8 protein-coding genes and 1 pseudogene are annotated in these 11,679 nt (G+C 74.4%); 3 read left to right on the top strand and 6 right to left on the bottom strand.

Going from position 1 to position 11,679, the window contains the following annotated elements; all coding sequences use genetic code 11:
• Positions 1–555 precede the first annotated feature (555 nt).
• From ACF1ED_RS01960 to ACF1ED_RS01970, 3 genes are all read right to left on the bottom strand, one after another.
• Positions 556–1,830, bottom strand: coding sequence for an FG-GAP-like repeat-containing protein (locus ACF1ED_RS01960; protein ID WP_391756427.1), 1,275 nt, complete (start codon positions 1,828–1,830; stop codon positions 556–558).
• A gap of 136 nt (positions 1,831–1,966) precedes the next feature.
• Positions 1,967–3,682: an ABC transporter ATP-binding protein gene (locus tag ACF1ED_RS01965; RefSeq protein ID WP_391756428.1), complete on the bottom strand. Its 1,716-nt coding sequence runs from the start codon at positions 3,680–3,682 to the stop codon at positions 1,967–1,969.
• Complete coding sequence (locus ACF1ED_RS01970) at positions 3,679–5,544, bottom strand: ABC transporter ATP-binding protein (protein ID WP_391756429.1); 1,866 nt, start codon at positions 5,542–5,544, stop codon at positions 3,679–3,681. Before ACF1ED_RS01970 ends, ACF1ED_RS01965 begins: the two co-directional genes overlap by 4 nt.
• A gap of 150 nt (positions 5,545–5,694) precedes the next feature.
• On the opposite strand from ACF1ED_RS01970, the gene ACF1ED_RS01975 reads away from it, so the two are divergent.
• A complete protein-coding gene (locus ACF1ED_RS01975; protein ID WP_391756430.1) occupies positions 5,695–6,381 on the top strand; it encodes a TetR/AcrR family transcriptional regulator in 687 nt (228 codons plus the stop codon).
• A gap of 243 nt (positions 6,382–6,624) precedes the next feature.
• On the top strand, positions 6,625–7,257 hold the full coding sequence (locus tag ACF1ED_RS01980) for a HutD family protein (RefSeq protein WP_391756431.1): 633 nt from the start codon (positions 6,625–6,627) through the stop codon (positions 7,255–7,257).
• Here ACF1ED_RS01980 and ACF1ED_RS01985 read toward each other — a convergent pair.
• Positions 7,212–8,510, bottom strand: coding sequence for an acetyl-CoA carboxylase biotin carboxylase subunit family protein (locus tag ACF1ED_RS01985; protein ID WP_391756432.1), 1,299 nt, complete (start codon positions 8,508–8,510; stop codon positions 7,212–7,214). The genes ACF1ED_RS01980 and ACF1ED_RS01985 overlap by 46 nt on opposite strands.
• Before the next feature lie 155 nt (positions 8,511–8,665).
• The gene (locus ACF1ED_RS01990; RefSeq protein ID WP_391756433.1) at positions 8,666–9,877 is read right to left on the bottom strand and encodes a pyridoxal phosphate-dependent aminotransferase; all 1,212 of its coding nucleotides are present in this window, start codon (positions 9,875–9,877) and stop codon (positions 8,666–8,668) included.
• A 100-nt stretch (positions 9,878–9,977) separates the two neighbouring features.
• On the opposite strand from ACF1ED_RS01990, the pseudogene ACF1ED_RS01995 reads away from it, so the two are divergent.
• Positions 9,978–10,331: pseudogene (locus ACF1ED_RS01995) on the top strand (winged helix-turn-helix transcriptional regulator); the annotation flags it as partial.
• Positions 10,332–10,426: 95 nt separating this feature from the next.
• Here ACF1ED_RS01995 and ectB read toward each other — a convergent pair.
• Positions 10,427–11,677 carry a diaminobutyrate--2-oxoglutarate transaminase gene (ectB, locus tag ACF1ED_RS02000; RefSeq protein WP_391756434.1) on the bottom strand — a complete coding sequence of 417 codons (1,251 nt, stop codon included), beginning with the start codon at positions 11,675–11,677 and terminating at the stop codon, positions 10,427–10,429.
• Positions 11,678–11,679 lie beyond the last annotated feature (2 nt).

The following is an 11,679-nucleotide window of genomic DNA, read 5'->3' on the forward strand; positions in this document are numbered from 1 at the left end:
TTCTGTCTCCGCGAACCAGCTGGCGTGCGCTGCTCCTGATGCGCCGCGCCCGCGCACAGGCCTCGCCTCCCCAGCAGCTGTCGTTCGATGCCGCCTGGCGACAGGCCCGGGTCCAGCGCCACCCGGGCGACTCCCACTACCTCCTGCACGGCCACGGAGACCGTGCCTGAACCCGGGCTAGGCGTTCCTGGGTGGGGCTCGACGCTTGCTACACGCCGAATCGGACAGCGCGCACGGCCGCTGTGAGGCATGAGGCTGGACCCGGACGTGAGTTGGGGACCAGTTGGGGACCACACGGCACGCACGATGGTGCACGACGAACCGTCACGTGCACTTTCTGCGCCCCCATTAAACCGACTGTATGCGGAAAATACCCCCGGCCCGCACATCTGGGGGTCAAGGGGTCGCAGGTTCAAATCCTGTCGTCCCGACTTTTCGAAGTCGTGGTCCGAGGGGCCGTTTCAGATTCGTCTGGGACGGCCCCTCGGCCGTTTCCGGACCACGCCCCCATCGGGCGCGGGCCGGTCGGGGGACCGGACCCGCGCCGGGCCTCCGTCACGCGTAGATGTCGTGCTCCACGCCCTTGAACAGGAGGGTGGCCTTCCTCGTCAGGTCGAGCGGCTCGTCGCGCCGGCCGGTTCCCTCGAAGGCGAACACGGTGTCGGTGGCGGGTTCGACGGCGAGCAGGTCGTTCCTTCCGTCGCCGTCCCAGTCGCCGCCGCCGACGAGTTCGCTGTAGCGCTGGAACCCGCCGCCGAGGCGTTCGCGGGCGGTGAAGGTGCCGTCGCCCTTGCCGAGGTAGAGCCAGAGGACGCCGTTCTTGTCGCGGGCGACGAGGTCGCCGCCGGGCCCCCCGGCGACGTTCCCCACGGCGGTGATCTGGTTGTACGCCTGCCAGCCGCCGCCGATCCGCTCGCGCGGCGCGAAGGGCGCGGTGGTGCGACCGGTCGCCTCGTACAGCCACAGGACGCCCGACGCGTCGGCGGCGACGAGGTCCGGGCGGCCGTCCGCGGTGAGGTCGCTGCCGCCGGCCAGGTGGCGGTACACCTGCCATCCGCCGCCGACGCGGGACCGCGGCTCCAGATACTCGTGGGTGCGCCCGCCGTTGCTCCGGTAGAGCCAGAGCACACCGCCGCGGTCGCGGGCGACGAGATCGCTGTGGGGGGTGCCGGCGACGTCACCGGCGACCTCCAGGCGATCGAAGGCGTCCCAGCCCCGGGCGCCCCAGAAATCGCTGTAGCCCGCGTTGCCGCGGTAGGAGCCCTCGGCGGTCAGCCGGCCCTCGCCGGTGACGGCCAGGAGGTCGAAGACACCGTCGGCGTCCAGGTCGTGGTCCCGGGGGGTGCGGGTCGTGGCGAAGGTGCCGGACGTCCGCAGGCCCGGGCCGTCACCGCTCAGGGGGGAGGCCGTCACGGTCCACGCGTACGTGCCGGTGGTGGCGGCATGGGTGGTGTACACGCCGTCGGGGTCCGGGATGGAGAAGGTGCCGTCCCAGACGAAGCCGACGGGGAACCGGCCCCCGGACAGCTCCCGTATCCAGGTGACGGCGTTGCCCGTGCGCGTGTTCCGCAGGGAGAACTCGACGCGGGCGCCGGGGCCGTCGACGTCGAAGGCGAACTCCAGCGCGGAGGTCGTGTCCAGGTCGATCGTTCCGGTGGGCACCCGCGTGGGGGTCGCCTCCACGAGCTCGGTCGGGGCGCTGCCGACGACGGGCGTCCCGTCCGCCCCGGAGGCCGCCGGAGCGGCCAGGATCCCGGAACCGAAGGTGACGGCGAGGGCGGTGGCCACGGCGGCGGCGAGCCGCCGCTGCCGGGTCGCGGCGAAGTGCAAGGGTCCTCCCAGGGGCGAGTGGGTCCCGCACGGGGGAGCGGGACGGTGAGGTGACTCCCGGCCCCCGGAAAAGGTTGTGGCGGGCCGGGAGGGTGCCGTGTGCGTGGCCGGCCCGCCCCCGCGCGACCCGGGCGGTTCAGTCGCGCACCGCCGGTGTCAGGGCGGCGTTCCAGAAGGCGGCGTAGCGGCCGTCGCGGCGCAGCAGCTCGTCGTGGGTGCCCTGCTCGACGATCCGGCCGCCGTCGAGGAAGACGACGCGGTCGGCGCGCCGGACGGTGCGCATCCGGTGGGCGACCGTCACCACCGTGCGGCCCGCCATCAGGCGCTCGACGCCCTCGTGGACGGCGGCCTCGTTCACCGGGTCCAGCGCGGACGTCACCTCGTCCAGGAGGACCACGGGGGCGTCCCTGAGGAGGGCACGGGCGATCGAGACGCGCTGGCGCTCGCCGCCCGACAGGAGGGTGCCGCCCTCGCCGACCGGGGTCGACCAGCCCGCGGGCAGCCGCGCGACGACCTCGTCGAGGCGGGCCGCCGTCGCCGCCGCCCGTACCTCGGAGGGGTCGGCGCCGGGCCGGCCGAGGCGGACGTTCTCCTCGATCGTGCCGTCGAAGAGGTAGACGTCCTGGAAGACGATGGCGCACCGCGCCATCAGCGCCTCCGAGCCGATCGCGCGGACGTCCACGCCGCCCACGCGCACCGCGCCGGCGTCCACGTCGTGGAACCGGGCGATCAGCTGGAGCAGGGTGCTCTTGCCGGAGCCCGACGGGCCGACCACGGCGAGCCGCTGTCCTTGGGGCACGGACAGCGAGAGGCCGTCGATCACCGTGCGGCCGCCGCGGCGGAAGGTGACCGACGCGAACTCCAGGTCGTGGCGGGCCGGGCGGACCGGTACGGCCGGTTCGGGCAGCGGCTCGGTGCGCAGCACCGCGTCGAGGCGGTCCAGTTCGTGGCGCGCCTCGCGGAGCCGGCCGCCGAGTTCCGACAGCGAGAGGAGGGGGTCCGCGCAGCGGGCGGCCAGCACCAGGACCGCCAGGAGTTCCGCCGCGCCGATGGTCCCGCCGAGCGCGAGGTGGGCGCCCAGGGCGAGCACGGCGGTGAACGCCGCCTGGACCGCGAGGGTCAGGCCGACCACGCCCGGCAGGGCCGACAGCGCGGTGCGGCGGGAGGCGCGCCGGACCTCCCGCAGCGCGTCGTCCAGCAGGCGGAAGCGCTCGGTGGTCCGCCCGCCGGCGCGCAGCACCGGCTGGGCCTGGAGGTACTCCACGACCCGCCCGGCGGCCTCGTGGTCGCGCTCGTGGCGCTCCGCGTCGGCGGCGGCGGCCGAGCGCCCGGTGCGCGTCCGGACCACCGCCACGAGCGGGACGGCGGCCGACGCGGTGAGGCCCAGCCGCCAGTCGGCGGCCAGCATGACGCCGAGGACCACCAGCGGGGTCACGGTGGCGGAGACGAACGGCGCCAGCAGATGCGCGATCACGCTCATCGCCCGCAGGACGCCCCGCCCCGCGAGGACGGACACCTCGCCGACGCGGCCCCCTTCGTACCAGCCGAGGGGCAGGCGGGCGAGGTGGCCGCCGAGGCGGTGGTACGTGCCGCGCAGCAGCGTGGACCCGACGCGGAACCCGGACAGGTCGGCGGCGTAGCGGAGCGCCGAGTGGACCGCGACCGCGGCCCCGAAGGCGATCAGCCAGGGCCGGGCGTCCCCGGGCGTGCCGCCGAACAGGGCGCGCAGCAGGGGGAGCAGCAGCGCGTAGGAGAGCCCCTCGGCGAGGGCGGCCGTCGTCATCAGGGCCACGGTGCGGCGCACCGGCCGGGCGTACTCGTGCCCCAGCACCCGGAGCAGCGTGCGGATCATCGGGCCTCGTCTCCTCGCGGCAGGTCGGCTGGGTCGGCTGGGGCGTCGGGGGTGCCGGGGGTGCCGGACGGGTCGGCGGGTGCCGGCCGCCGCGCCGACCAGAAGGCGGTGAACTTGCCGCCCCGGGCCAGCAGTTCGGCGGGATCGCCGCGCTCGACGACCACCCCTTCGTCCAGCATCACGACGGTGTCGGCGCCGGCGATGGTCTCCGGGCGGTGGGCGATCACCAGGACCGTCCGGGTGCCCTCCCGCGCGGCCAGGGCGCGGCGGACCGCCCGTTCGGTCTGCGGGTCGGCGAAGGCGGTCGCCTCGTCGAGGACGAGGACGGGCGTGTCGGCGAGCAGGGCGCGGGCGAGGGCGATCCGCTGGGCCTCGCCGCCCGACAGCCCGGCGTCCTCGCCGATCACCGACGCGTAGCCGCGCGGCAGTTCGAGGATCCGGTCGTGGACGTGCGCCAGTCGGGCGGCGCGGACCACGTCGTCGAAGCCGGCGTGCGGCACCGCCAGGGCGATGTTGTCCGCGACGGACGCGCGCAGCAGCCGGACGTCCTGGAAGACGAAGGAGATCCTCCGGTACAGCTCCCGGGCGTCGAGTTCGCGCAGGTCGACGCCGCCGAGGGTGACCGAGCCCGCGGTCGGGTCGAAGAACCGCGGCAACAGCCGCACCAGCGTGGACTTTCCGCTTCCCGACGGTCCGACGACGGCGGTGACCGTCCCCGGTTCGAGCGAGAGGTCGACCCCGCGCAGCACCTCGTGGCCCGCCTCGTAGCCGAACCGCACGCCCCGCAGTTCCACCCGGTTCCCGTCGGGGGCGGCCGGGCGCGCAGGCTCCGGCAGGGGACGCACCTCCAGCACGCCCCGGATCCTGCCGACCGCGCGCCGCGCGGCCCGCAGGTCGTCGAAGCCGTGGCCGAGGGCCTCCACCGGAGCGGTCAGGCCCATGCCGAGCAGCAGGAAGGGCAGCAGGTCGGCCGCGGGCATGCGGCCGGTGGTGAGCAGGACGGTGCCGCCGGTCAGCACGGCCAGCAGGACGAACGGCGGAGACAGCACGACCTGCATCGCCGCGGCGGTCCCGGCGAGCCCGCGGACCATCCGGAGGAAGCCGCCGACGAAGTCGTCCACGGCGGTGAGGAACCGCCGGTGGACGCGCTCGCTCCCGCCGAACGCCTTGACCACCGCGATGCCCTGGACGAACTCGACGACCGCGCTCGCGATCCGCCCCGTGCCCGCGTCGAACTCCTCCTGCTCCCGCAGCCGGGCCGGCGTCATCATCAGGGGGACCAGCGCCACCGCCAGCAGCACCGGGACCAGGGTGACGAGGGTGAGCCGCCAGTCGACGGCGAACAGGTAGACCAGCGACGCGAGCGGCACCACGAAGGCGGAGACCAGCTCGCCGGGGGCGTGGGCGATGAACGGGTGCACGGCGCTGACGTCCTCCCCGACCACCTTCGCCAGCTCGCCGGTCCGGCGCCGCGAGAACCAGCCGAGCGGTACGCGTCCCAGCCGCGCGGCCAGCCGCCGACGGAGCGCCAGCTGCACATGGCCGTCGAGCACGTGCCCGAGGCCGGACGAGGCGGCGGTGAACAGCAGCCGGACGGACATGCCGGCCGCGCCCACGGCCACGGCGGTCCACACCCGGCCGTGATCGGCCGGGCCGGGCGACAGCAGGGTGCGGCCGAGTTCGACGACCGCGAGCAGCGGCAGCAGGCCCGCGAGGGCGCCGATCACCTGGAGGGTCACCACGGCGGCGAAGGCCGCGCGGTACGGGCGCAGCAGTCCGGTCGTGCCGGGCCCCGCCGGGGAATCGTCGTCGGGCGGGGGCGCGGAGGACTCCCTCGCCGTGGCGGTCTCGATGGTGGTCATGGTCCTCCTCGAAGGCGAACTCCCGGGCAGGCGAGGCCCATTAACTTTCCGAACATGTTCCGAAAGTAGCACGGGGCAGGCCCCCGCGGACACGGGAGCCGCGGCCGCGCCCGTTTCGTGGCGGAGGAGGGGGCGGGGCATGATGGGACGATGTCCCGAGCGCCCGCCCCGCACGGCCGCACCGGCCGCCCGCCCCTGACCTCCCGCGCGCGGATCCTGGTGGCCGCCCGCGCGCTCATCGACCGGGACGGCTGGGAGAAGCTGACGATCCGCCGCCTCGCCGCCGAACTGGGCGTCGGGGCGACGACCCTCTACCACCACATCCGGAACAAGGACGACCTGCTGCTCCTGCTGCTCAACCACCACATCCAGCAGGTCGAACGGCCTCCGCTCCCCGACGATCCGCGCGAGCGCATCGTCACGGCCGCCCTCGCGATGCGTGACGCCCTCCGGGCCTGGCCGTGGGCCGCCGAGGTGCTGTCGGCCGACGGCTTCGTCGGCCTCCTCGACGAGTCGGCGATGTGGATGGTCGAAGCCGTCGTGGCCGGAGCCCGCGACCACGGATGCACCCCCGAGCAGAGCGTCGACCTCTTCCGCGGCGTCTGGTACCTCACCGTCGGCGAAGTCCTCGTGCGCGCCCGCTCCGCCCGCCGGCAGGACGAGGGCCGGCCCTTCGCCCAGCGCGACGACCTGGACCCGGCGCAGGTGCCCCACCTGGCCGCCATCGGCGTCGGCTGGGTCCCGCTGGCCGCGCGGGACGTCTACCCCCGCACGCTCGGCACGCTCGTCGACGGACTCCTCGCCGGGGCCGCGGGGGGTGGCGCGCGAGCGCTGTGACGCGGCTCACGGGAACCCGGGACCGGGCCGGACCGGACCGGTACCCGGTGTGAACGGTCCCTCCCCGGAGTCCCCGTCCGCCGCCGCGGGCGCGCCCGTCTCCTCCGGCGACCTCCTCACCCGGCTCCGGTCCGACGCCCGCGTCACGCGCGCCGCCGCCTAGGCCCCCGGATCCCCGGCGCAGTAGGCTCGGACCGCCCCGCGGCCGTCCACGGACCGCACTCCGCGCAGCTCAGGAGCCCCATGCACCGCTACGACGTCGAGACCCTGACGGCGGGGCGGTGGCGCAACGGCGGGGGCGCCACGCGGGAGATCGCCTGCCGGCCGGCGGGCGCCGAGGAGTTCGGGTGGCGGGCGAGCGTGGCCGACATCGAACGGGACGGGCCGTTCTCGGCGTTCCCCGGCGTCGACCGGGCGTTCACCGTCCTGTCGGGCGACGGGGTGCGGCTGACGGCCCCCGGCGCGTTCGACCGGACGGTCCGCGCGGAGGAGCCCCTCGCCTTCCCCGGTGACCTGGAGCTGACCGCCGCGCTGCGGGGCGGCGCCTGCCGGGTGCTCAACCTCATGGTGCGGCGCGGCCGCTGGACGGTCCGGGTGGACCGGGTCACCGGCCCCGTCGTGCCGCCCGGCGGCCACGCCGGGGTGCTCCACGTGCTGCGGGGCCGGTGGCGGGCCGGCGAGGAGGGGCCCGCCGCGACCGCCGGGCAGGGCGTGTGGTGGGACGCGGGCGACGGGGCGCCGGGCCGGGGGATCGTCCCCCTCTCTCCCGGCGCCGTCGCCCTGTGGGCGGACCTCGCGCCGCCGGACCGGGGGCGCCCGGCCGCCGGACGTCAGGCCGGGTCGGCCTCGATGGTCAGCTCGACGCGCTCCACGTAGGCGCGGACCTCGGCCTCGGGGTCGGCGTCCCACGGGAGGTCGGCGACGACGTACGCCGAGCGGCCGGAGGAGTCGGCGAGGGTGCCCAGGCGGGAGCCGCGGGGGAGCCCCACCATGACGGAGGCGCAGCGGGCGGGGGCGTCGGGGGCGGTGGCCTCGACGGTGGGCCAGACGGCGTCGTCGGCGATCCAGGCGACCGGCTCGCCCTCGTAGCGGACGTCGGCCAGGCGGCCGGGACGGTGCTCGACGAAGCGCTGGACGGCCCGGCGGGTGGGCGCCGGATAGTCGGGGCGCACGCCGAGGGCGAGGTCGACGATGGCCGGTTCGATCGGCTTGCCGGTGGCGAGGTGCCACATCATGGTGATGGCGTCGCCGGGGAGGCGGGCCGCTATCTCCATGAGGACGGGCTGGCCGTCGCGCAGCCGGAACTCGGCGTGGGTGATGCCGCTGTCGAAGCGGAGGGTCTTGAGGATGGCGGCGTTGGCCGCGACCAGGGCGTCCGTGTGGGCGAGCGGGAGGTCGGCGGGGCTGGTGTGGCCGATCTCGGTGAAGAAGCGGCTGTCGTCCTCGTTGGTGAGCTTGGCGGTGACGCCGCTCCAGAGCAGCTCGCCGTTGTGGACGAGGGCCTCGACGGAGAACTCGGGGCCGTCGACCAGCTCCTCGACCAGGATCGTCTCGTCCGGCTCGTAGGCGGTGAGCGCGGCGCGCAGCTCCTCGTCGTTCTCGACGCGGACGACGCCGGAGCTGAACATCCGGCCGGCCGGCTTGACGACGCAGGGGTAGGTGTCGGAGGCGGCGGCGTCCCGCTGGTGGGGGGCGAAGGCCCGCCAGGCGGGGCCGTGGTCGCGGAGCAGGACCCGCTGCATGACCTTGTCCCGGCAGACCCGGGCCGCCCAGGTGCCCGGGCCCGGGAGGCCGAGGGCCTCGGAGAGCACGCCGCACGGGTCGACGAAGACCTCGCCGCTGCAGATCACGCCGCGGACGTCGTAGTCGGCTACCCAGTCCTGCACCGAGGCCAGCACGCCGGCGATCACGGCGTCCGGGAACTGGCGGACGGCCTCGATCCGGGACAGCGGGTGGGCCGGGTCCGCGATGTGACCGTTCAGCTTGGGCAGGTCGGTGGTGGGGCCGACGACGACGAGCGGCGCCAGGCCGCGCTCCGCGATATCGGTGATCAGGCGGTGCTGGCGGGCGAGGGCCGCCAGGTCGCTCATGACGATCACGGCGGGCGGGCGTTCGCTCTGACGGTTCAACGGAGCTCCTCCGGTGGGATGCACCCCGGATGTGGAGTGCGAGGAACGGTCACTGGATGATCTAGCTTGCCCGCCCGTGGTGTCCACGGTCCGGCGATACGTCAATCGAAGTGCGTCACAACGGAATTGGCCGGAACCCGATGCCCGTCCGCCCGCTACTGGCGGTAGGTGGAGAGGAAGCGGCCGATGCGGTTGATGGCGGTCTCCAGGTCGTCGGCGCGCGGCAGCGTGACGAAGCGGAAGTGGTCCGGGCGGGGCCAGTTGAAGCCGGTGCCCTGGACGAGGTGGATCTTCTCGCGCAGCAGCAGGTCGAGGACGAGCCGCTCGTCGTCGACGATCTTGTGCACGTTCGGGTCCAGCCTGGCGAAGGCGTACAGGGCGCCCTTCGGCTTGACGCAGCTCACGCCCGGGATCTCGTTGAGCGCCCGCCAGGCGACGTCGCGCTGTTCGGTGAGCCGGCCGTTCGGCAGGGTCAGGTCGTGGATCGACTGGCGCCCGCCGAGCGCGGCCTGGACGGCGTACTGCGCCGGCACGTTCGGGCACAGCCGCATGCCGGCCAGCATGGTCAGGCCCTCCAGGTAGTCCCCGGCCTGCTCCTTCGGCCCGGAGACGACCAGCCAGCCGCTGCGGAAACCGGCCACCCGGTAGGACTTGGAGAGGCCGTTGAAGGTGAGGGTGAGCACGTCGTCGCTGAGCGCGGCCAGGCAGTGGTGCTCGGTGCCGTCGTAGAGGATCTTGTCGTAGATCTCGTCGGCCAGCACCATCAGGCCGTGGCGGCGGGCGAGTTCGAGGATGCCCTCCAGGAGCTCCTTCGAATAGACCGCGCCCGTGGGGTTGTTGGGGTTGATGACGACGATGGCCTTGGTGCGGTCGGTGATCTTCGAGGCGATGTCGTCGAGGTCGGGGAACCAGTCCGCCTCCTCGTCGCACAGGTAGTGCACGGCCCGGCCGCCGGCGAAGCGCACCACGGCGGTCCACAGCGGGTAGTCGGGCATCGGCACCAGGACCTCGTCGCCGTCGTCCACCAGCGCCTGCACGGCCATCTGGATCAGCTCGGAGGCGCCGTTGCCGAGGTAGACGTCGTCGACGGTCACGCCGCCGACGCCGCGCTGCTGGTAGTACTGCATCACCGCGCGCCGGGCCGGCAGGATGCCCCGGGCGTCGCTGTAGCCGTGCGCGTTGGGCAGGTTGCGGATGATGTCCTGGAGGATCTCCTCCGGCACCTCGAAGCCGAACGGCGCCGGGTTGCCGGTGTTCAGCCGAAGGACGCTGTGCCCCGCCTCCTCAAGGGCGTTGGCCTGGTCGACGACCGGGCCACGGATCTCGTAGCACACGTCCTTCAACTTGCTGGACTGTCGAAAATTCATCTGCGGCCTCCCGACCGTGACCGTCATCCGCGCCGCCGTGGCTGCTTTGTTCTACCAAGTAGGCACTTGGAAAGTCCAACCCTTTGGCTATGCTGGCCCCATGCCACGCCGAAGCTACGACCAGTACTGCGCCGTCGCCCGAGCCCTGGACGCGGTGGGGGAGCGCTGGAGTCTGCTGATCGTCCGGGAGCTCCTGCACGGCCCGCGGCGGTACACCGACCTCCACGCCGACCTCCCCGGCGTCTCCACCGACATCCTCGCCAGCCGGCTCAAGCAGCTGGAGGGCGAGGAGCTGGTCGAGCGCCGCCGCCTGGAACGGCCCGCCAACGTGACCGTGTACCAGCTCACCGGGCGCGGAGCGGAACTGCGCCCGGTCGTCGAGGCCCTGGCCGGCTGGGGCCTCGACGCGCTCGGCGAACCGCGGCCGACGGACGCCGTCCGCACCCACTGGTTCACCGAACGCGGCCCCTCCGGACAGGCCGCGGCCCGCACCCCGGAGACCGCCGCGCTGCCCGGCGCGTGACCCCGGGGCGCACCCCCGCCCGGGGCTCAGCCGCCGACGGTCGCGGCCACCGACTCGGCCAACAGGGCAAGGCCCTCGTCGAGTTCGTCGTCGGTGGCGGTCAGTGGCGGCAGCAGCTTCACCACCTCGTCCTCCGAGCCCGAGGTCTCCACCAGGAGCCCCCGGGCGAAGGCCGCGTCGGCGACCCGCCGGGCCACCGGCGCGTCCCGGAAGGCCAGGCCCCACGCCAGGCCGCGCCCCCGGTGGCCGCAGACGTGCGCCGGATACCGCTCGGCGAGCTCGCCGAGCCGCTCGTCGAGCAGCGCGCCCCGCGCCTCGGTCTGCTTCTCCAGGGCGCTGTCCGCCCAGAACTCCCGCAGCGCCGCGGCCGCCGTCACGAAGGCCGGGTTGTTGCCCCGGAAGGTGCCGTTGTGCTCGCCCGGCTGCCAGACGTCCAGCTCGGTGCGGAAGAGCGTGAGGGCCATCGGAAGCCCGTACCCGCTCAGGGACTTGGACAGGCAGACGATGTCCGGGGTGATCCCCGCGGCCTCGAAGCTGAAGAACGGGCCGGTGCGCCCGCACCCCATCTGGACGTCGTCCACGACCAGCAGGATGCCCCGGCGCTCGCACAGCTCCGCGAGGTCGGCGAGCCACGCCGGGCCCGCCGGGTTCACCCCGCCCTCGCCCTGCACCGTCTCCACGATCACGGCGGCGGGCAGGTCCAGGCCGCTGCTGCGGTCGCCGAGCATGCTGTCGAGCAGTTTCAGGCCGGACACCTGCCCCCCGGCGAAGCCGTCGTAGGGCAGGCGCCAGGTGTGCCCGAGCGGCACCCCGGCACCCGCCCGCTTGGAGGCGTTGCCGGTGACGGCGAGGGAGCCCAGCGACATGCCGTGGAAGGCGCCCGTGAACGCGACCACCGTCTGCCGCCCGGTCACCTTGCGGGCCAGTTTCAGCGCCGCCTCCACGCTGTTGGTGCCCGTCGGGCCGGGGAACTGCACCCGGTAGTCCAGCCGGCGGGGCCCCAGCACCCGCGCCCCGAACTCGGTCAGGAAGTCCTCCTTGGCCGCGGTCAGCATGTCCAGGCTGTGGGTGACCCCGTCCCGCTCCAGGTAGTCGAGCAGCGCCCGCTTCAGCACGGGGTGGTTGTGGCCGTAGTTGAGGGCGCCGGCGCCCGCGAAGAAGTCCAGGTGGGCGCGCCCGTCCCGGTCGGTCAGACGGCTGCCCCGGGCCCGGTCGAAGACCACCGGCCAGTTCCGGCTGTAGCTGCGGACCTCGGATTCGAGGGATGAGGCGTTCATGA

Origin of the sequence: Streptomyces sp. NPDC014656 (genome assembly GCF_043084305.1) — a bacterium.
Lineage (GTDB): Bacteria > Actinomycetota > Actinomycetes > Streptomycetales > Streptomycetaceae > Streptomyces.

Bases quoted from the DNA above. Each gene is read 5' to 3' on its own strand.
- ACF1ED_RS01965 (WP_391756428.1), bottom strand. From the start codon at position 3,682: ATGATCCGCACGCTGCTCCGGGTGCTGGGGCACGAGTACGCCCGGCCG.
- ACF1ED_RS01970 (WP_391756429.1), bottom strand. From the start codon at position 5,544: ATGACCACCATCGAGACCGCCACGGCGAGGGAGTCCTCCGCGCCCCCG.
- ACF1ED_RS01975 (WP_391756430.1), top strand. From the start codon at position 5,695: ATGTCCCGAGCGCCCGCCCCGCACGGCCGCACCGGCCGCCCGCCCCTG.
- ACF1ED_RS01980 (WP_391756431.1), top strand. From the start codon at position 6,625: ATGCACCGCTACGACGTCGAGACCCTGACGGCGGGGCGGTGGCGCAAC.
- ACF1ED_RS01990 (WP_391756433.1), bottom strand. From the start codon at position 9,877: ATGAATTTTCGACAGTCCAGCAAGTTGAAGGACGTGTGCTACGAGATC.
- ectB (WP_391756434.1), bottom strand. From the start codon at position 11,677: ATGAACGCCTCATCCCTCGAATCCGAGGTCCGCAGCTACAGCCGGAAC.